20 protein-coding genes and 1 riboswitch are annotated in these 19493 nt (G+C 44.0%); of the genes, 3 read left to right on the top strand and 17 right to left on the bottom strand.

Annotated elements, in window-relative coordinates:
* Window positions 1-143 precede the first annotated feature (143 nt).
* Window positions 144-222: riboswitch (ZMP/ZTP riboswitch) on the top strand.
* 62 nt (window positions 223-284) lie between these two features.
* Window positions 285-878, top strand: coding sequence for a DJ-1/PfpI family protein (locus QFZ81_RS10805; RefSeq protein ID WP_307444640.1), 594 nt, complete (start codon window positions 285-287; stop codon window positions 876-878).
* Between the two features lie 534 nt (window positions 879-1412).
* Here the strand turns inward: QFZ81_RS10805 and QFZ81_RS10800 are convergent.
* From QFZ81_RS10800 to QFZ81_RS10750, 11 genes are all read right to left on the bottom strand, one after another.
* Complete coding sequence (locus QFZ81_RS10800) at window positions 1413-1634, bottom strand: hypothetical protein (protein WP_307444642.1); 222 nt, start codon at window positions 1632-1634, stop codon at window positions 1413-1415.
* Window positions 1635-1748: 114 nt separating this feature from the next.
* Window positions 1749-2873: a Ger(x)C family spore germination protein gene (locus QFZ81_RS10795; RefSeq protein WP_307444644.1), complete on the bottom strand. Its 1125-nt coding sequence runs from the start codon at window positions 2871-2873 to the stop codon at window positions 1749-1751.
* Window positions 2870-3970, bottom strand: coding sequence for a GerAB/ArcD/ProY family transporter (locus QFZ81_RS10790; protein ID WP_307602723.1), 1101 nt, complete (start codon window positions 3968-3970; stop codon window positions 2870-2872). Before QFZ81_RS10790 ends, QFZ81_RS10795 begins: the two co-directional genes overlap by 4 nt.
* 19 nt (window positions 3971-3989) lie before the next feature.
* Complete coding sequence (locus QFZ81_RS10785) at window positions 3990-5111, bottom strand: Ger(x)C family spore germination protein (RefSeq protein ID WP_307602721.1); 1122 nt, start codon at window positions 5109-5111, stop codon at window positions 3990-3992.
* Entirely contained in the window at window positions 5108-6208 is a 1101-nt protein-coding gene (locus QFZ81_RS10780; RefSeq protein WP_307444650.1) for a GerAB/ArcD/ProY family transporter, read from the bottom strand. Before QFZ81_RS10780 ends, QFZ81_RS10785 begins: the two co-directional genes overlap by 4 nt.
* Window positions 6205-7743 (bottom strand): spore germination protein, encoded by a 1539-nt coding sequence (locus QFZ81_RS10775; protein WP_373462663.1) that lies wholly within the window; start codon window positions 7741-7743, stop codon window positions 6205-6207. The genes QFZ81_RS10780 and QFZ81_RS10775 overlap by 4 nt, the downstream gene beginning before the upstream one ends.
* Before the next feature lie 219 nt (window positions 7744-7962).
* Window positions 7963-8970: an LLM class flavin-dependent oxidoreductase gene (locus QFZ81_RS10770; RefSeq protein WP_307602719.1), complete on the bottom strand. Its 1008-nt coding sequence runs from the start codon at window positions 8968-8970 to the stop codon at window positions 7963-7965.
* Window positions 8971-9060: 90 nt separating this feature from the next.
* On the bottom strand, window positions 9061-9399 hold the full coding sequence (locus QFZ81_RS10765) for a GNAT family N-acetyltransferase (protein WP_307602718.1): 339 nt from the start codon (window positions 9397-9399) through the stop codon (window positions 9061-9063).
* Window positions 9383-9559 carry a hypothetical protein gene (locus QFZ81_RS10760; RefSeq protein ID WP_307602716.1) on the bottom strand — a complete coding sequence of 59 codons (177 nt, stop codon included), beginning with the start codon at window positions 9557-9559 and terminating at the stop codon, window positions 9383-9385. The genes QFZ81_RS10765 and QFZ81_RS10760 overlap by 17 nt, the downstream gene beginning before the upstream one ends.
* 13 nt (window positions 9560-9572) lie before the next feature.
* A complete protein-coding gene (locus QFZ81_RS10755) occupies window positions 9573-10307 on the bottom strand; it encodes a LysR family transcriptional regulator (RefSeq protein WP_307602714.1) in 735 nt (244 codons plus the stop codon).
* A 32-nt stretch (window positions 10308-10339) separates the two neighbouring features.
* Window positions 10340-10633 (bottom strand): HPr family phosphocarrier protein, encoded by a 294-nt coding sequence (locus QFZ81_RS10750; protein WP_307602712.1) that lies wholly within the window; start codon window positions 10631-10633, stop codon window positions 10340-10342.
* 417 nt (window positions 10634-11050) lie between these two features.
* On the opposite strand from QFZ81_RS10750, the gene QFZ81_RS10745 reads away from it, so the two are divergent.
* Window positions 11051-11245 carry a hypothetical protein gene (locus QFZ81_RS10745; protein ID WP_307444659.1) on the top strand — a complete coding sequence of 65 codons (195 nt, stop codon included), beginning with the start codon at window positions 11051-11053 and terminating at the stop codon, window positions 11243-11245.
* Window positions 11246-11690: 445 nt separating this feature from the next.
* Here the strand turns inward: QFZ81_RS10745 and QFZ81_RS10740 are convergent, their stop codons facing one another.
* Window positions 11691-13193 (bottom strand): L-fucose/L-arabinose isomerase family protein, encoded by a 1503-nt coding sequence (locus tag QFZ81_RS10740; RefSeq protein ID WP_307602711.1) that lies wholly within the window; start codon window positions 13191-13193, stop codon window positions 11691-11693.
* Between the two features lie 127 nt (window positions 13194-13320).
* On the opposite strand from QFZ81_RS10740, the gene QFZ81_RS10735 reads away from it, so the two are divergent.
* Complete coding sequence (locus QFZ81_RS10735; protein ID WP_307602709.1) at window positions 13321-14196, top strand: AraC family transcriptional regulator; 876 nt, start codon at window positions 13321-13323, stop codon at window positions 14194-14196.
* A 5-nt stretch (window positions 14197-14201) separates the two neighbouring features.
* Here QFZ81_RS10735 and QFZ81_RS10730 read toward each other — a convergent pair whose 3' ends face one another.
* The 5 genes from QFZ81_RS10730 to QFZ81_RS10710 form a co-directional block, all read right to left on the bottom strand.
* The gene (locus QFZ81_RS10730; protein WP_307602707.1) at window positions 14202-15974 is read right to left on the bottom strand and encodes a sensor histidine kinase; all 1773 of its coding nucleotides are present in this window, start codon (window positions 15972-15974) and stop codon (window positions 14202-14204) included.
* A gap of 149 nt (window positions 15975-16123) precedes the next feature.
* A complete protein-coding gene (locus QFZ81_RS10725; protein ID WP_307444666.1) occupies window positions 16124-17005 on the bottom strand; it encodes a carbohydrate ABC transporter permease in 882 nt (293 codons plus the stop codon).
* Entirely contained in the window at window positions 17002-17913 is a 912-nt protein-coding gene (locus QFZ81_RS10720) for a carbohydrate ABC transporter permease (protein ID WP_307602705.1), read from the bottom strand. Before QFZ81_RS10720 ends, QFZ81_RS10725 begins: the two co-directional genes overlap by 4 nt.
* A 103-nt stretch (window positions 17914-18016) precedes the next feature.
* The gene (locus QFZ81_RS10715) at window positions 18017-19240 is read right to left on the bottom strand and encodes an extracellular solute-binding protein (RefSeq protein ID WP_307602703.1); all 1224 of its coding nucleotides are present in this window, start codon (window positions 19238-19240) and stop codon (window positions 18017-18019) included.
* Complete coding sequence (locus QFZ81_RS10710; RefSeq protein ID WP_307602701.1) at window positions 19185-19439, bottom strand: hypothetical protein; 255 nt, start codon at window positions 19437-19439, stop codon at window positions 19185-19187. Before QFZ81_RS10710 ends, QFZ81_RS10715 begins: the two co-directional genes overlap by 56 nt.
* Between the last annotated feature and the right edge of the window lie 54 nt (window positions 19440-19493).

Below are 19493 nucleotides of genomic sequence, written 5' to 3'. Positions count from 1 at the left end.
CCCTCCCTGCTTGGTAGGCCATAATGACGTGCGCAACGAACACCTCTTCAATTCATATGGGGACGTGAGGGGTTTAAGTCATGGTCGCCGCTTGAAAAAAGTTATTGAATTTCGGAGTTGGAAATTGTAAGATTATAGAAATTAAACCGATGTGTGACTGGCGTAAACATGGATAACCATGAGGGAGCACATCGCAAGCAGCCGTACGCCTGGGCAAAGTATTTGATCCTTGATCAAGTGCTTTTTTGTGCTTTTATGACAATTGAAAGGTCAGGTGGCTGTTTATGAAAATGGCATTCGTACTATTTGATGGGATGACCGCGTTAGACTTCGCCGGCTTCTATGAAGCTATCACATGGATGGGTATTTTGGGAGCTAAAGAAAACGTCACTTGGGATTTCTGCTCCAATAAGGAGGAAATTACGGACGACCGAGGCTTAACCCTTAAGGTGACGCATGTCTATCCCGATCTATCGGGTTATGATCTCCTGTTTGTTCCTGGCGGATTTTCAACGAGAAGCCTTAGATTCGACTCTGCCTTCATCACTTGGCTCCAAACCTCAGGTAATGTGACTTACAAGGTTTCTGTGTGTACAGGTGCGTTATTACTAGGTGCAGCCGGATTCCTACATGAAAAAAAAGCAACCACCAATCCTTCCGCCTATGAGTTATTGACGCCTTACTGTTCCGAAGTCATTAAAGAACGAATCGTCAGAGACGGGAATCTCTTTACCGGCGGCGGCGTTTCGGCCTCCATTGACTTAGGATTATTCGTCATTGAATCGCTCACTGATTCAGATTTCGTACAGCTAGTTCAACAAAAGATGGATTACCCTTACTACCAAGCGGGACAGTTGTCTAATGTGAATTTGGAGTAATAACCTACTCTATAAGGATAAACGGCTTACTCTTGCCTTGGACGAGAGCGAAAGTGAGTGTAAATGTGAGAGTGTGTGTGTGTGTGTGTGTGTGTGTGCGAGTGCGTTTATTAAGGTTGATATAAAGCATGGTGCGCCCAGACGTAAATTTTCAAACATTTGCTTGCTTACTCGCTCATCGATGTAAAGTTGTTGCACTTTGTACAACATTTGGAAAGTTTATTCACGTTATCCTCGCGATTGTTGCACAAAATACAACATCTTCACCTTTGTCCTGAAGAAATGATGGAAATTGTTGTACGCTGTACAACATTCCCTCCCATATTCCCCACATCAATTGTATAGAACAAAACAATAAACCAGAAGCACAAAAAACACTATCGCTTCCCGGCCGATTATGCATGATCATGTATCCTAATCACTCGAGCCGAGTCCGTATCTCCTTCTTAACAGTGGGTAAGCTCTTCTCCCTCTACCCAAACAAATAAAAAATAAGCCTATCCAGCCCTCTCAAAGAGGCTGGATAGGCTTATTTTATTCTTTAGGCTGTTCACGGTTAACACGAACGGGTCTCTCGACCCAATTCTCACGATTCATACGTTGAACCTGATTAATCGGGTTCTTAAGATCGATAATCTCAGCGGGTTTACCCTCCGCTTGCATGGTGGTCGCTAGCTTTTCCTTATAACCCGTTCCGGCTGCTGGTCCGCCACCCCCGTTGCGCTTACCCTTGTTCCAAACTCTACCTTTACTCATTTCACCACTCCATTTTTGTTTTAAGTGTAAAGGCATAAGTAGAAAAACGCAAATTTTTACTTCCAATCATCATCAACTTTATGTCTAAAAGGTGGTTACCCGTTCCAAAACCAGTCACTTCACGGGTCCCATACTTCCTATGATCACCTTAACGGAAACGTGAATGTCAGCCTTCGACAGTGCTTCTCCCCAATGATCCTCCACTTTCATATATTGGTTATATTCATAAGCCCGTGCGTAGAGACCAAGCCCGATCGGATCAATCTGATGTTCCTGTAGGTTCTTGATGAGTTTCTCAAATTGCTTTTGCACTTGGTCAGAAATCATTTTCTCTAACTCTTTTCCATTCTTTCGCACATCAAAAGGAAATAAACGTTCCGAGACACCAGCCGGCATTTTAATGTTGATATCGAACCGAAACTTATTCTGATTGTATGAGGTCTTGACCTTCGTTTTCACTCCCTGAACCGTTATACTTAAATGGTCTGTGTAGAATGGACCGCTCTTCTTTTCTCCGGGAATTGGAAGTGTCAGACTAACAGCCTTCTTGGCGTTTTTATTCAAAATTTGAAGTAATACGGTTTCCTCCGCGGACAATGAAAGTGTATATTTCCCCTTATGATCCAGCAGCGATACGCCAGTCAGCTTGATCCGTTTGGTCTTGTCCAACTGAATTTCGGAGATATAGGGCGTCACCCCCTTCTCATTTATTTGCCAATGCAGCTTCTGAAGCGTCGTTTTTGCCGTTTCCGATCTAGCGCTCTTCGTATCGACCATTCCCCTCAACAATAAAGGTAATGACGGCTGGTCTTTGGGATTTAGGTAAATCATGTCTGAGACAGATCCATCAACTGCGATGACTCTTGGCATTAATGGATTTTTCGTATCACGAAAGAAGACATCCAGTATCGGGAACCAATCTTCATGCTCCAGGATGCGTTTCCCTATAAGAACGACCTGAACCTTTCTGCCAGTAATAACACCTGGTGAACGTTCGTCTATTTCCTCTCTCGCTTTCCGAATCGTATCCGCCTTCACTTTGACCTCTGTCATGTGCTTCTTGACATTTCTGCTGAACACAGGATTTTTCATATAGATTAGCAAGTTGTTTTCATTATCGAGATCCAGGCCGATGGCAAGGTTGTTCGTGGCATCTTCCAAATCCAATCTGTCACTGCACCCTGAAGCGATAGTAATCATCATAATGATGAGCAAAACGAATCGCACCCGCTTGTTCATAAGTGCTTCCTCCACCCCAAACGATCATGTATCCATACATATAGGAGTAAACAAACAGGAACTATGTACTCAACAACAAAACCAATCTGACCAAGAAGCGTATTCATCTTTTCGCTCTGAAAAAAAGTAGGCATGAAGAAATACGAACCCACAGCGATGAATAGCCAAAGCAGCCGCAAATGATTACGGTGGTCCTGTTTTCCGATTAGCCAAGTTGTGCAAAATACACTCATGTACATCGTAGGTATCCATGACAATGAAAAGATAAGCAAATAAAACGCGATAAATAACAATTCGATCCGTGCTATAAACTTAAACTCAATCGTTTTCAATAAATTGATTGTCGGTTCGTTGTACGTCATAATTTCATCTGAACTGAAATAGACAAAACAGATCACGGTAATGAACAAATACATAAGCATCGTCAGTGTATATGAGATAACAATTCCGGTTGAGGCCTTTTGCTTGTTTCTGAGAAATGGATACAAAATAAACGTGGTTGAAAAACCAATATGATAATAGAAAGTACCGGGTACCGCCGCGAATACAGGCTCCCATCCTTCCTTAAGCACAGGAAACAGCCGGAGCCAATTAGCGTCCTTAAGCGGAAGCAAATAAACGAAGGGGATCCATACAGATAAAAGCATAATCAATACTACGTATCTGCCCACTATGCGGAGTCCACTCCGCACAACAACATAAGTGGGAATGAGCAGCAGAAACATAATGAGATATGCCGGAGTTTGCTGCAGGAGATATTGTTTTGTAATCATTACAGTATAAATAAGACCGGTATATCCGTAGTAAATGAGATAAAGGGCAAATAGGACAGCTCCCGCTTTGCCTGCCCATTTGCCCAAATACACCGTCAATAAATCTAACAAGGTGCCGTCTGGGTACCTCTTCATTACCTGTATGACGATCAAACTCGCTATTAAGGAGATAACCCAAACGATGAGGAGAGCGATCCACCCAGCCGTTCCCGCCTGTTCGGCTAGTACGCGCGGCAGCGACAAGAAACCGATGCTCACTACCATACCAAAGTTGAGAAAGATATACTGCATGAGGGTAATTTCATTCAATGTATATTTTTTCACGTGTTATCCCCCTTTGGCTTTACTTCACTGTTCCCATAGCTCCTATGATTGTTTTCACGGAAACTTGAATGTCCGCTTTGGCCAGCGATTCACCCCAATGATCTTCTACTTTCTTGAATTGGCTGTATTCATGCGCCTGAGCGTAGAACCCAAGCCCAATTGGATCAATTTTATCCGCCTGTATTTTCTTTATGAGGCTGTCGAACTGCTGTTGTACTTGATCTATAATCTTATTTTCCAACTCTCTTCCACGACTTCGTACGTCGTAAGGGAACAATCGCTCTGTAAGTCCAACTCGCATGGTTATGTGTATATCGAACTGAAATTTGTCATGAAGAAAAGAAGTCTTGATTTTCGCCTTGATTTTATCGGCGTTTAAACTTAATTTGTCCGTATGGAACGGTCCGATCTTCATTTCACCAGGAATAGGAATGGTCAGGCTGATGGACTTCTTCGTATTGTTTTGCAATATTCGTAGTAGAATACTTTCCTGCATGTTCAGTGAATCAGCAAATTTTCCTTTATGATCCAGCAGTGTCGTGCCCGTCAACGCAACCTGTTCATCTATCACTCGAGCTTCAGAGATAACGGGAGTTACGCCCTTCTCACGTATTTGCTGATGCAGCCCTTGTAAAGTCGTCTTGACCGTTTCCGATCTAATGTTCTTCGTTTCGACCATATCCCGCAGTAATAAAGGCAGCATCGGCTGGTCTTTCGGATTTAAGTAGATAATGTCAGAGAGAGGTCCATCGAAAGCAATGATCCTTGGAGTTAACGGATTTTTCGGATCGCGAAACCAGACATCCGTTAGTCGGAACCAGTTTTCTTGCTGCAGGATTCGCTTAGAGACCAGTATGACTTGAATAGTTCTGCCTTGGAAAACGCCCGGTGTATAACTGTCCTGTTTTTCTCTTGATTGACGATTTGTCAGTGGTTTTACCCGAAGTTCACGCGTTTTCTTCTCGATATTTTTGATAAAATTAGGAGATGTACTATACACAATGAACTCGTTTTTTTTATCGAGATCAAAGCCTATTAATAAGGGAAATGTAGCATCTTCCATATCTAACCTATCACTGCAGCCCGGAATAATGACGAGAAACATGGCGATGAGCATACCGTGAAGCAGCCATTTTTTCATAAGCGCTTCCTCCACTGAAAACGATCATGCATCCATAAATAAAGAAGTAAGCAACACGGAAAAACGTATTCAATTCCAAAACCAACCTGACTAAGAAAATCATTCATGCGATCGCTCTGATTAAAAGTTGGCATGAAGAAAAATGCACCCACAGCAATGAATAACCATAATACCCGCAAATGATTGCGGTGATCCTGCTTTCCTAACAGCCAGCATGTGCAAAAAACACCCATGTACATAGCGGGTATCCAAGCTAATGAAAAAATAAGCAAAAAAAACGCAATAAACAGCATTTCCATCCGTTCTAAAAATTTAAACTCGATGGATTCTAACATATTAATCACGGGTTGGTTGTACTTCTGAATTTCATCCGGGCTGTAATAGACAAAACAGATAATCGTAATGAACAAATACCCAAGCATGGTTAGGGTATCGGAGATCACAATATCCCTAGAAGCCTTTAGTTTATTCTTCAAAAACGGATACAAAATAAACGTAGTTGCAAATCCAATATAAGAAAAGAACGTTGTAGGTACCGTTGAGAATACGGGCTTCCATCCTTCCTTTAATACGGGAAGCATATTGAGCCAGTGTACGTCCTTGAGCAGAAGTAAATATACCAATGGAATCCACGAGGAGATCATAAAAACAAGTTCCGCATATCTGCCTAAGATGCGAAGTCCATTACGTGCAATCACATATGTGGGTATGAGCAATAAAAACATGACAATAGATGCCGAAGTTAGCGGCAAGAGCCATGACTTCGTGATCAAAACCGCTTGAACGAGCCCCGTGTATGCGTAATAAAAGAGATAAAGGGAAAATAAGATGGCAGCCACTCTGCCTGTCCAATTACCCAAATATCTTGTTAGCAGGTCAAACAATGTTCCTTCGGGATGCTTTTTCATTACCTGAATAACAATCAAGCTTGCTGCTACCGTAACAGCCCATCCGATGATGAGTGCGATCCAGCCATCCGTGCCTGCCTTTTCGGCTAACTTTCGCGGCATTGACAAAAAGAACACACTCACCTGAATGCCGCTATTAAGAAAAATATATTGCATAGAGGTGATCTCATTGAATGCATATTTCTTCATTTCCCATCACCTTTTGGACGATTTGATCCTTGCCTCTGCGATTGAGTCGCTCTTGTGCCTAGAGGTCGCTTGTCCATTTTCCAAAGAGGCAAACGTACAAACGTATCTTTCCAGTCAGCCAACCGGACCGGCGCAAAAGGGGTGCCGTATGGTGTTCCAAGTGATTCGAGCGCAATCAGATGCCCGATCATCGTCATCAAACCAATAATGATGCCAACAATGCCGAACATAGAGGCAGCAATCATCATACCGAAGCGGATAAGCCGGACGGCTGCGACCATATCATAGTTGGGCAGGATGAACGAGCAAATGGCTGTAAAAGCAACGACAATCACCATGATATTACTGATGAGTCCCGCCTGTACGATCGCCTGCCCGATGACAATCCCCCCAACAATACCAATGGTTTGCCCAACTGGAGCAGGCAGGCGCACACCTGCTTCCCGCATCATTTCTAATGTGACCTCCATGAGGATCGCTTCTACAAATGGCGGAAATGGTACTCTTCCCCTGAACTCACCAATCGTCAGAAGTAATTTAACGGGGATGATCTCGAAATTATAGGAGATGACAGCAATATAGAATGCCGGCAAAAATACGGCGACAAAAAATGCCAAAATCCTCAGCAGCCGTATAAAAGTAGCAATCGACCAGCGTGTGCTGTAGTCGTCGATGTTCTGAAAAAATGACATAAAGGCCGCTGGCGCAATCAATACGCTTGGCGAACGATCAACGACAACAGCGAATCTTCCTTGCAATATTTGTGATGCGGCAGCATCCGGTCTTTCCGTCGTAATAAATTGCGGGAATGGGGAAAATGGATTGTCCTCGATCAGCTCTGCCAACTCACCGGTGTTGATGATAACATCAACATCTAGCTGCTCAATTCGGTCTTGCAGTTCTTTCAGCACCTCAGGATGCGCGACATCTGCCAAATATAGGATAGAAACTAAACTGTTCGCTCTTCGTCCAACCGTCAGCTCGATAATTTTCAATTCACGGTTTTGAATGTAGCGTCGGATTAAAGCAATATTCTGACTGCCCGTTTCAACAAAGCCTTGATGTGCTCCTTTTAAAGAAGCCTCCATCTGTGGATCTTCAATCGCCCGCTGCGGCCAACCTTGTGTTCCTAAGGCGGAGACTTCTGCTCGTCCGTTAACAAAAAGTATACTAAATCCTTGAAAGATGGCAGTCTCGACAAGCGGCCACGTGTACAAGGTTTGAACTCGGCCTACATTTACCGATATATCGTCAACTGCATCACCGCTTCCCGCTTCAAATTGCAACGGGCGAAGCACATTATTATTAATCGCATTCATATCTACAAGTCCACATAAATAGACTAGCGCTGCTTGCTGCCCAGACTGTTTGATGATAAAATGCCGCACTACCAGATCGGGAGTTTGATTGAACTGGCTATGTAAATAAGTCATGTTTTGTACTAATGACGTGCTTATGGTATCGTTTGGCTGCTGATTAATTTGCTCTGGAACCGAACGATACTTCTTCCTTCCGAACCAGTTTGAAAATAGCATCGATCTTCACCACGCTCATCCATATTCTTTCTTTTATTATCCAAGATTTTGGAAATTTTATTCATGACTACGACCATGCGAGCTGGATCTCGAGAAGTAACAGGTCGTTACCATTGCAAAATATATAGCAATAAAAAAAAGCAGCCACCGCTAATCGGTGTGCTGCTTCTGATTTACAAGATTGAGCCTATTCCATACTTCCACACTATACGCTAACTTTTACCCTTGCAGCTCAAACGCCTTGGCTAACATACGATAAGAATGAATGCGCGCATCCACATTATGAATCGGAGAAACGACCATAATCTCGTCAGCTTTATAAGCTTCGTTCAGCTTGAGAATCTCCGCTTTTACTTGCTGAGGAGTACCCACAATACGCTTGTGTTGGCGACCTCGTATTAGGGCCAAATCAGCTTCTGTATACGGATAATTCATAGCCGTTTCAACGGAAGGGAAGGAGGGCAACAGCGTGCCGCGGCCAAGGGAGAGGAAGAACAAATCCGTACTTGTCGCCAGTCGATGCGCCTCTTCTTCCGTATCGGCACAGACAACTAAAACCGCTGCAAGCGAATGTGGCTTATCGTTCAAAATAGACGGTTTGAATTCCTCGCGATAAATCTGCAGCGCTTGTTCACAATCGGCATTGCCAAAAAACTGTGCAAAACCAAATGCTGCTCCTTGTTTAGCAGCAATGCTGGCACTGTCATAGGAAGAACCGAGCAGCCAAATTTCCGGTGCTGTCGGAATAATTGGAGACGCGTGCAGCGCAGCAAAGCGATGGTTCGCAGGCAGCGAATCATATAAATACCCAGTCAAGTCAGCAACTTGCTGCGGGTATTGATCTACGCTCGTGTATTTCCCCTCTTGCAGCGCTCGCGTTGAGATTGGCATGCCGCCTGGCGCACGTCCAAGACCAACGTCAATCCTTCCCGGATGCAGCGCCTCCAACAAACGGAAATTTTCTGCTACTTTGTATGCACTGTAATGCGGCATCATGATACCGCCTGACCCTAAGCGGATCCGATTCGTTTTTGCAGCTAAATGAGCGATAAGTACTTCTGGGCTTGAGTGAGCAAGCGCCTCAGAAGCATGATGTTCCGACACCCAGTAACGCGTATAGCCAAGTTTATCTGCCTCTTGCGCCAGCTCGGTCGTTTCAACCAGCGTTTGCGCGGCGTTGCGACCTTCTCCTATTTGTGATTGGTCCAAAATCCCCAATTTTAACATGCACGATCACCTCCTTTTAACTGTAACATATTTAAGCACAGAATAGCAAAAAACAGTCAGAATGACTCCCGACTGTCTTTAAGCATCTACTTATTGGGCAAGTTGAACTTGCTGAAATAAAGTCTTTTTCAGAAAAACCAGCGTATCCGTTTCTCCTAGCGGCCTTTCGTGAAAGGCTTGATAGCCTTTACGTTCATACATCGGAAGTAGCCAAGGATGATTCTTCGACGTTGCAAGGACAACACCGGATGACAACAAGGTGTCTCTAACGATGACCTCTTCCACATAAGTCAGAACCCGATTGCCGACACCTTGATTTTTGAATTCAGGTAAGACAGCAAACCAATACAAAAAAGGCAGCTCGGTCAGTTCCGGCAAATTTTTCAATAAAATGGTGGCTGCAATAGAGCCGTCAATTTCCAAAGACATAGCTTGTAAGTTCTAAAAGGTTCTCCCGAATCAAGTCGATATCCCCATTCGCGGCTCTAAATGTAATACCTAATTCACGAATCGACTCATAGGCGCCATCAATGACTTTGAATTGTTCTTCTGCATCTTCGATCGTCGCCAACCGATAAATCTCACTCATATAGGTCACCCTCCTAGTTGATATGGGCTTCAAGGTTTGTTCTGGCAGAGAATCTGGATAAGGCAAAAGGAGAGATATCTTGCTCGGTTATGCCTTCCCTTGAAAGATCTGATAATATCTCACCAACTACGCTTGCGAACTTAAAGCCATGGCCTGAGAAACCGCCAGCCACTAGGACATGAGCATGTTCCGGATGGCGATCTATAATAAAATGTTCATCAGGAGTTAGTTCGTATTTACAAACGGCTCCCCAAAGGCGAATCGGATCTTCATAAAACCCCGCACAATCAACATGCAGATGCGTCACATTTCGTACAAATCCGATATCTAATTCTTTATTCAGCAGCTTCTCCAGAATCGTTTCGGTGGGAGCTGTCGTTAATTTAATTTGCAGGTTACGGTACTTCTTTTTGATGATGGGGAGAATGTCAGGAATGACATAATTGGAGACAGAAACCGTGCACCCTATTCTTAGTTCATTAGGAGTTGTGTTTAAATTCTGATGCTGTTGTTTTCTCTTCTTATAAGTTTGAAGGATTTGCTGAGCATAAGGTAGGAACTGCTTCCCTTTCTCTGTCAGCGTAAAATTCCTCCCTTCTCGATCAAACAGCAATGTATTCAGTTCTCGTTCTAACGATTGAATTCGGGCCGTCACGGATGGCTGAGATAAGAACAATGCATCCGCTGCCTTGTTGAAACTATTGAAATGTATGACATAGACGAAAGCTTCAATATTTTCAATATTCATGACAATAAACTTCCTCTCTAACTTGCAAGCGACTAGGAACTATGCGAAAAGGCCTTTTGTATACTGTGATCCGCGCTTTGTAAGTACACAGACACTTTTTCAAATGCTTCCTGAGCATCAACACCATCTAATTGCAGCACAATAACTGACTGATTGCCCAGTGATAGACTGAGGGAAACAATGCCCAGTAAACCCTTTGCATTCAGCATTTTTCCGCTTACACCCACATAAATATTGCACGAATACCGATTAGCTATGGTCACAAAATCCAACACAAGATCAATCGTCCAAGGTTTGTTCCTCGCAAAAGTCCATTCAATTTTCATACCTATTCCTCCTAGATAGTGTTATAAAATAACTTGCATCGTAAGCTATAGATAGCATTTGGTGATTATGAATGAAAAAAGGAGACGCATTCATCCCTTAGGGACGAAGCATCTCCAGCTGTCTGGTCGATCCATATAATTCCGATAAAATTACTTGTATTAAATTATAGTGAATCGAACTAGATTCTGTCAACGTTTAAAATTGAAATACCTAACATACATGTAAATGGTATTTCCGGCTAAGCGGAAACCTGTGTAGAGAACATTTCACGCCGTATGGGCAACAGAAAAGAAGCAATTAACCATATTTACATGAAATTAGTCAGGAATAGACAATTTCTATCAATTTACACCTCTACCAAAATTACTCGTTTGATGATAGTTTAAGATATACATCAAAGCGAGGGAGAGATCAGAATGAGAACCATTTATGAGAATTACCGAGGCTTTAAAATTAGCAAACAAGAAAGCACCTATAATGCGATTTCTTCAGATCATATTATTTTTAGCCGTTGGCAGCTAAGCCAAGTTCTAGATACGGTCGATAATTATGTGGAAATTACGGATAACAACTCGAGTGAGGACGCGGAGTCCGGAATGCCGCAAAATTAATCGTATATATGTTGAATTAAGAAATGTTCGTTAACCTAATTTCTCCGATTTACCAGGCTACTTTCCGTTAAAATAGTGGAGTGTTGTTCCCTGAAGTAGGTGAAGGTCAATGCTTCCTTCATCTATGGACCTAGTTGTTGTAATTTGTACAACATTACACTAACGAATTCGCGTTTTCCTTGTTAATGTTGCAGAAAATACAACACTTCCTCCCAAAAACGGCTATATAGCATAATATCAGTCAGAATTGTTGTACTACATACAACTTCGACGACTTGCTGATAAGAAATCAACGAAATTGTTGTACGCGGTACAACATAGCATGTTTATCAGGAGTGAAGAGACGAAGATCAAGTATCAAACTTGATGCTTGATTTAAAAAGTCCGCCAATGGCAGGCTTTTTAAGCTTTAACAGCTTCAACAACTTTAACAGCAATAACAGCTTTATAAAATCACATGGTTCATCTTCATCAGCTCTGCGACCTTCTGGAACATGGAAGCGTTATGACCAATGGACATCGCGCAGTGATGCGTCGGCGCCTCGGCGAACCAGCGCGTCATGTACGCGTCTGGATGATCGCGGAACTTCACCGGCGTCTGGGTGTTGCCGATCTTCATGATCGGCCCGTTCGTGGACTCGCCTTCGCTGGAGATCAGCTTCAGCCGTCCATCGCCGGTCTGCGTCACGTTCAGCGTCGTGATCGCCCCCGTCTTCACCTTCGCCTCGACGGATACGCCCGTGCCTTGCTTCCCGTGATAAAGCCCCATGCCGCGCAGAATCGGCTTTCCTTCGGAAATCGCGATATGGAACGGTCCGTCATGGCCCAGCAAAATCGTCTCGTCGATATAATCCACGACGACGATTTCCGAGAAGCTGCCGCCGACGCCAAGGATGTCGCTGATTTTCATCGCGACGGCCGTCTTGAGGTCCCCTTCGCCTGAGCACGGAATACCACGTGCGGTTAGCAGCGAATGGCCAACGATGAAGCCGCCCTGCAGCTTCTCATAGTCGCCACCCGGCGCACCGTGGTAGTAGTAGGACAAGGCGTCCAGATCGTACGCCCTGACAAGCTTCTCTTGCGCTGCCGCCACTTTGCATGACCATTCCAGCTGCTCATCCGTAGGCTTCTTCGCGATCGGGTCAGACGGCGAGTCGCCACTGATCTGGAACATCTCGTGAACCTCAGCCAGCTTCGCTTTCACCTCCTGCGGTGTCACTTCCCGCAGCATGCGATCCAAATCACACATTTCGAGGACTTCCACGTGCAGCCCTGTCTGCGCCGAAATCATCGTAAAGTCGCTGTACATATCGAGCATGCCGCTGTACGTATTACCAAGAAAGCCGAACCGGCTATGCTGAAGCGTCCGAGGCACGCCGGCTGCCTTCACCCATTCCTCGATCTCCCTCCATGCTCGAACAGCTTCTGGACGCTTATGTGTCACTTCATTTGTTAATGAGATCGCCGGCGTATTATCGAGTCCCAGTACCCCATTTACAACACGGAACGGGATTCCCGCTCTGTTAAACACATTGGCAAACTCAGGCACTGGACAAGCCCCGCAATGAGCCAACCACTCCCCTGTCGTGGATTTAACATAATTAAGCCGCAAAGTCGGCTGCAAGTTCAGAAACACGACCGGCACTTTACAAATTTGGTGAACAGGAAGTACTGTCGAGCTAGTCGAATATGTCGCTGCGTGACAGAATACGAGATCCACATGGCGCTCATTCAACCATTCTCCGGCCTTCCGCCCTTCCTCTTCCGTATCTACCAACCCATAATAATAGACGTCAGCCCATTCCGAGATTCGCTTCTCAATAAATCGACCGTAATCCTCAAGTCGTTCTTTCAAGCCAGGGAACTGTTCCCAATAGGCACGGAGCCCCACCGAGTAAAGTCCGATACGCGGTTTTTTGCTTGCTTTTATAGCTGGGTATATAGTCATCCCTACCACTCCATTCGTTTATAAGATAAAAATAATACCTTTATAAACTCATTGTAATGGCTTACAATGCAGATAACATCCAATAATCTTGTTTAAAAATAATAGAATCTTGTGCAGGTGATGCGACATGACAACTCATAAAGAAAATTTTACAACAGCTTGGTCAGAAGACTCGATACGATTCATATCCAGCCCCTCTGTATTCGCCAAATCCACCCTCTATTATGTGCAAGAAATTGGCCATTTCCGTACGTTACCCGGTTATTTTACAGAACGCGAACAGCTGGACTCCTACCTTATCGTCTATACGATTAAAGGCAAAGGCCGTTTGAAATATCAAGGAAAGAGCTTTATCCTTCAGCCTCAACAGGTATTCTTCATTCATTGTGAAGATTATCATTTCTATGAAACAGATCCACTCGAGCCTTGGGAATTACTATGGGTGCATATCCATGGTAGCTCGACATCTGGTTACTATAAGCAGTTTGCTGCTAATAATGAGCCTATCCTACAACTGAGCCCTGAATCCTCCATCCCCGCTGTACTGCGACAAATTTTACATTTCCAGCAGCAAAGAAGTGCCCGTACCGAACTCATTTCGTCCAAACTTCTTGTAGATCTCCTGACCGAGCTCATGCTGGCAGCGCAAAATCTGGCAGTGTCCGAAACAGACAAACCCAGCTATATCGAAGACATTTGCCAAACGTTGGAACATAGGTTCAATGAATCGATTTCTCTGGATCAGCTTGCCCATGAGCATGCCGTTAGCAAGTACCATTTGGCCAAACAGTTCAAACGTTATACAGGCTATGCGCCCCATGAATTTCTCATATCAATACGTATGACACACGCCAAAGAACGGTTAAAATATTCCAATATACCCATATCCGAAATAGCCGCCAGTGTCGGTATTGACAATGTCAGTCATTTCATCAATTTGTTCAAAGACCGCGCTGGATATACGCCTCTAGCTTATCGTAAGAAATGGCAGCGCCCCAGATGATGGGGCTATTTCAATTCATTCTCGTCAAGTACAGCAGGGAGCTCGATCCAAGCTCGTACACCTTGATCTTCTCTAAGACTGTAATGTAAACCGTAGTTTTCGCCGAAATGCAGCTGAATCCGCTTCTGAACATTAATAATTCCGAAGCCTCGATTATTTTCCTTCCCCTGCAGGATACCATTCATCACCTCGATATCCACCTGGCGATAACCGTTATCTTCTACACTGATGATGACATTATCATCCGCGCTTTTTACCGAAATCCATAATTCCCCATCCTGGCTCATGTTCTTAATCCCGTGCAGAATCGCATTCTCAATAATCGGCTGAAGAACGACCTTCGGCATGACAAATCGCTTCGCTCCCTCTTCAATATCCCAATGGACTTGAAAGGCATATTCATAGCGGAATAGCTGCAAGCGAACATAAGCCTCCGCGTGATTGATTTCCTCCATAACCGGAATTAATAGCTTCCCTTTGCTAAGCCCAATTCGCATAATTAGCGATAAATCCTTGATCATTTCAGCAGACTCTGCTGCCCCTTCCATTAGCGTATGCCAATATACAGATTCCAAGGTGTTGTAGAGCAAGTGCGGATTAATTTGTGTATGAAGAATAGATAATTCAATCTCCTTATGCCTCAGTTCGAGTTCATATTGGTCATAAATCGTTTGATTCAAGCGATCAGTCATGCGTATAAAATGATTATTGAGTAAAACAATCTCATTTTTGCTATCCGAGTGTAAGGAAATAGCTAAGGGTCTACCTGGATGATAAGAATTCGTGATGCGGGCTAATCGAGAGATCGGTTTCAAGATCGACTGGATAAAGTATATACTCGCCAAAATCAAGATAAAGAAATAAATAACCATGATCCAATCAACCAATCGCTGCACACTAATATGATCGATAATAATCGACTGAACAGGAACTCGCATGAGCAATTTCGTTTTCGAATATTCACTTGTATGAAGAACGCACATGAACTCAAGATCAGCCTCTTTCAGCTTATAAACACCTTCTACTTGATTAGCCGGAACATGTACCGAGGATCCGATCTCAAAATTGGTTGTATTCGTCGCGAGCACCGTATTGTCTTGGTTTAACAACATCAATTCCGCATCCGCATACTTGTCAAAAGGTGAAAAATCCAACTGAAGAGGTGTCTCAATGCCAGATACAACCAAATAACCAATCACACTTTCCCCGTTATAAATGCTATTTAATTGGCGCATATAGGCAACGGTTTGTAAATTATTAGGATTGTATCCGAATTTATCAATAACACGAATAACCCCTTTCCCCTTGGCCTGACTTACTTCCTTATACCAAGAGAGCGCATTCAAGTCTGTTGAATAAAAAATACCATTGTTCAGAAGATCCGGATTGGGGACGAACGAATACTGCTTATCTGTATCCGAAAAAAACAGCGAATATCGCACCGCACTCGTCGAATAGTTGTTCAAATATTTATCAAGGGCTTTAAAGATTTCAAATCGTTCATACTCCGATGAGGACGGGATGCTTGCAAGCTGTTGGATTTCCTGAGATATCATGATTTTCTCTGTCTTTTCCTCGAAATCACTGCTCTCTCTGTCTAGTGTCAAATGACTTCCTCTCACTAACTGGAGCAGCGCGTTCCCTACTTGCTCTTCTGTAATGGACTCCAGCTTCTTGGCTACAAACAAATCCAATACCAATATCGGGATGACGACGAATAAGATGAGCAATACGATCAACTTTTTCATCAAATTCATATTACGCAGCATTTTTCGCATGCCGACATTCCTTCCTTTCAAGCCGTATCCTCGGAGATTATTACTCCTAGCCGTCTCATTGCACACTTAGCTTCGCTATAACGGCCGCAATCTCCTTTAAGCAAAAGAAAACGCCTTCAGAATAAGCATTCTGAGGGGCGTTCTTTGACCTAACCTTTGACACTGGAAACGGTTAACCCACGTATGATAAATTTTTGGAAAATGAGAAAAAAAACAACCGGCGGCAGCATCGCCATTGTCAAGATAGCAAACCGTACACTCCACGGAATAACCGATGTTGAGTACACCACATACCGATAAATCCCTGTGGCAAGCGGGTACATCTCCTTTTCTGTCATCACAATACTAGGCCAGTAGAACTCGTTCCATGTTGTCGAAAAGGACAGAATCAGCAGAGTCCCAATAATGGGAGTTGAAAGTGGAACAGCAATTTTAATGAATGAATTGAATTCACTCGCCCCATCGATTCTCGCTGCCTCCAGAATTTCTTTGTGAATGCCATCGAAGAAGTTTTTGAGCAGAAGCATGAAATAAGCATTCGCTGCAGCCGGCAGCCAGAAGGCCCAGTACGTATTGATCATGCCCAAGCTTTTCAGGTTCATAAAGTTAGGAACGATATAGGTGGCTGGCGGTATCAACAGAGTCGCTAAGAAAAAGAGCGTCACCCATCTCTTGAACGGTACCCTCAAATGTGACAACGCGTAGGCAGCTAAACCAATTAGGAGCAGCGAGCATACGACATTTCCCATGTAGATGAATATCGTATTCTTCAAGAAAGTCAGTAATGGCAAATCGAACCCGTTCCATGCATCATTGTAATTGGTCCAAATCCAGCTTTTCGGAAAAAAGGTTGGTGGAAAGGCAAAGAATTCCTCACGTGTTTTGAGTGAACCAAAAAAGGTATTGAAAAACGGGTATAACGTCGTAATGCCAATGATGATCATCAGCAGCACCATGAGGGTGTAACCGGCTTTCACAGCGCCTTTTTTCATATCAAATGGCGAAATAATGCCGCGTTCATCTCGTTTCATGCCTTCTCACCTCTACGCTGCAACAGATTGTATAGCACGGACAGTAGGATTAAAACGAAAAACATTAAGCTGCCCATTGCACTCGCTTTCCCAAAATCAAGATCACGGAACGCCGTATGATTCATCCACAGCAGGTACGTAAGCGTCGCATTATTCGGGCCACCGTCGGTCATCGATAATTGCGCTTGAAAGCCCTGTGAAGTTGTGATCAACTGCAAGAGAAGCAGAAGCAGCATCAATGTCTTGATACTTGGCAAGGTAATATGGCGGATACGCTGCCAGACACTGGCGCCATCGATCTCAGCCGCTTCGTATATGTCCCTCGGAATACCCACGACTGCAGCGATATAGATGAGAGTGGCTGCGCCAAAGCTTTGCCACGTTTCTAGCAGAACAATCGAACCCATGGCCATCTTCGGACTGAAGAACTCCACTTTTGGGATACCGAACGTTTGTAACAGGCTGTTAATTGGGCCCACGGCATCAAAAAACCACTGCCACATCCCATAGAGCACGATGGCTGGAACAGCGCTTGGCAAATAGCCAATTATACGGGCCCCCCCCTGAAACCATTTTAATTCGGAGACAACAATTGCGATAAGCGGCGGTACCCAGAAACCGAGTAGGACGCCTAAGCCCATATAGTACAGCGTATTTTTAATCGAGGTGAGCAGCAGTCCATCTTGAAAAATACTTACATAGTTAGCCAAGCCAATGAAATGATTGCCATCGACAAAATCAATATTGTAAAAGCTGTAGAAAATCCCTTTAAAAATCGGCACCCATAAAAATACAATAAATAACACGATTTCTGGAAGGACAAACAGCGTCCCCCACAAATACCAGTTGATTTTCTTCTTCACCGTACTACTCGCTACGACAGGTCGTACACTCAATTCTGCTTCCATGTTGAACACTCCTTAAAGTTTTCGTTAGAAAACTTACTTCGAAAGCATAAACTTATAAAATCGGACCTAAACCGCTAAACGGCTTAGATCCGATGTTCCGGTGCTATTCGACTTTCACTTTGTCAAATACTTCCGTTTGCACTTTATTCGATGCATCAGCCAACGTCTTTTTCAAATCAACATCTTTGGTTGTGAACACTTTTTGGATCACATTGGCCATCTCGGTATAATATTTCTGTGCTTCATACTGCGCTTCAGGCTTGCCGTCCCATAGGCTTAATAATTGTGGATCGTATTTAAATACGTTGTCATATTTGGCCAGTAAATCGGTATACTTTTTACCGAAATCTGAGGATTCCTTCCAGTAGTTAATCGGTTGTGGAATGTAGACACGGTTTTTCCCTTTACGGTCTTCGATTTCTTTTTTCGTGGAATTTAAGAAATCGTCTGTGAAGTACTCATCCGTAATCCATTTGAAAGCAACTTGCTGTTGATCCTTATCACTCTTCGGATTGATAACACGATAGTTACCGCCAAGAACGCCCGTATGCTTGCCGCCTTTCGTGATCGAAGGCATTGGATATACGACCATATCCTCTTTGCTGATACCGCCTTCATTGATCGCTGCATCAGCCGCGTTGCCGCTTCCGCACATCACCATCGCACCGCGTCCTTGGGAGAAAGCGCTCAATGCGTCGCCATACCCTAAGGCCCAGTTCTGAGGAATTAAGTTCTCGTCTTTTAGCTTTTTATAAAATTCAAGCGCCTTCACACCAGCATCAGAATTGAACACGCTTACCACTTTCCCGTTATCGAGCTTCTGCACATCGCCGCCAGCTGCATAAAGGAAATTCGTCCAGTTCCAGCCTGCTTCCGGTCCTTTACCCATTGGAATAAAGCCCGCGATGCCTTTGGCCGGATCATTAATCTTTCTCGCTGCCGTTAACAGATCGTCCCACGTCCAATCCATTGGAGGCAGCTCGACACCTTTATCTTTGAAAAGCTTCTTGTTCAGCGTAATGGTCATCACGTAACCGTCGATGGGCACTCCATACGTTTTACCATTCACCACAAACGGTTTGGAAAGAAGATCATTCATGTCCTTAGCATGTTCCCAGGCATTGATCGAATCGGTAATATCAGCGACCCATTTCTTGTCGACGAGCACTTTACCTTCTGTTGCATACGTCGTATATTCGGTTGGCGCGCTATTCGAAGCCATTTTGATCCCAATTTCCAACGGGTTGTACTGCCAGTCGTCTTTCTTGAATTCAACATTCTGGGGTTTTCGCCTTAAAGCGGCTGATCCGCTGGTCAAGCTGGTCATTCTTTTCCTTCTGGTCAGGCTTGAAGCCTTGGGCTGTAATTGTCACTTTTTTGGCTGCAGGCGTTGCTGTTGCTGCTGCTGTTTCCTTTGCTGAGGCGGGACTGCTTGTTGTGCTAGTCGTGGTACTGTTCGTACCACATCCTGCGAGTAAAACGGTCAGTGCAATCGCACTGATGGCTGAAGCCTTTTTAGCTTTCATGTTTGGTTCCCCTTTCGAATCGTTTCATCAAATGTTAGTTTCTACACTTTCGAT

It is taken from the genome of Paenibacillus sp. V4I9 (genome assembly GCF_030817295.1).
In the GTDB taxonomy this organism is placed as follows: domain Bacteria; phylum Bacillota; class Bacilli; order Paenibacillales; family NBRC-103111; genus Paenibacillus_E.
Note: the sequence above shows the minus strand (reverse complement) of the source record. Positions and strands in the feature narration are given on the sequence as shown.

Coding starts and splice junctions, on each gene's coding strand:
- QFZ81_RS10770 (WP_307602719.1), bottom strand. CDS start 8,970: ATGTTAAAATTGGGGATTTTGGACCAATCACAAATAGGAGAAGGTCGC.
- QFZ81_RS10775 (WP_373462663.1), bottom strand. CDS start 7,743: ATGCTATTTTCAAACTGGTTCGGAAGGAAGAAGTATCGTTCGGTTCCA.
- QFZ81_RS10725 (WP_307444666.1), bottom strand. CDS start 17,005: ATGAAACGAGATGAACGCGGCATTATTTCGCCATTTGATATGAAAAAA.
- QFZ81_RS10795 (WP_307444644.1), bottom strand. CDS start 2,873: ATGAACAAGCGGGTGCGATTCGTTTTGCTCATCATTATGATGATTACT.
- QFZ81_RS10760 (WP_307602716.1), bottom strand. CDS start 9,559: ATGAGTGAGATTTATCGGTTGGCGACGATCGAAGATGCAGAAGAACAA.
- QFZ81_RS10765 (WP_307602718.1), bottom strand. CDS start 9,399: ATGTCTTTGGAAATTGACGGCTCTATTGCAGCCACCATTTTATTGAAA.
- QFZ81_RS10720 (WP_307602705.1), bottom strand. CDS start 17,913: ATGGAAGCAGAATTGAGTGTACGACCTGTCGTAGCGAGTAGTACGGTG.
- QFZ81_RS10715 (WP_307602703.1), bottom strand. CDS start 19,240: ATGACCAGCTTGACCAGCGGATCAGCCGCTTTAAGGCGAAAACCCCAG.
- QFZ81_RS10735 (WP_307602709.1), top strand. CDS start 13,321: ATGACAACTCATAAAGAAAATTTTACAACAGCTTGGTCAGAAGACTCG.
- QFZ81_RS10750 (WP_307602712.1), bottom strand. CDS start 10,633: ATGAAAATTGAATGGACTTTTGCGAGGAACAAACCTTGGACGATTGAT.
- QFZ81_RS10800 (WP_307444642.1), bottom strand. CDS start 1,634: ATGAGTAAAGGTAGAGTTTGGAACAAGGGTAAGCGCAACGGGGGTGGC.
- QFZ81_RS10755 (WP_307602714.1), bottom strand. CDS start 10,307: ATGAATATTGAAAATATTGAAGCTTTCGTCTATGTCATACATTTCAAT.
- QFZ81_RS10780 (WP_307444650.1), bottom strand. CDS start 6,208: ATGAAGAAATATGCATTCAATGAGATCACCTCTATGCAATATATTTTT.
- QFZ81_RS10745 (WP_307444659.1), top strand. CDS start 11,051: ATGAGAACCATTTATGAGAATTACCGAGGCTTTAAAATTAGCAAACAA.
- QFZ81_RS10730 (WP_307602707.1), bottom strand. CDS start 15,974: ATGCGAAAAATGCTGCGTAATATGAATTTGATGAAAAAGTTGATCGTA.
- QFZ81_RS10740 (WP_307602711.1), bottom strand. CDS start 13,193: ATGACTATATACCCAGCTATAAAAGCAAGCAAAAAACCGCGTATCGGA.
- QFZ81_RS10710 (WP_307602701.1), bottom strand. CDS start 19,439: ATGAAAGCTAAAAAGGCTTCAGCCATCAGTGCGATTGCACTGACCGTT.
- QFZ81_RS10785 (WP_307602721.1), bottom strand. CDS start 5,111: ATGAAAAAATGGCTGCTTCACGGTATGCTCATCGCCATGTTTCTCGTC.
- QFZ81_RS10805 (WP_307444640.1), top strand. CDS start 285: ATGAAAATGGCATTCGTACTATTTGATGGGATGACCGCGTTAGACTTC.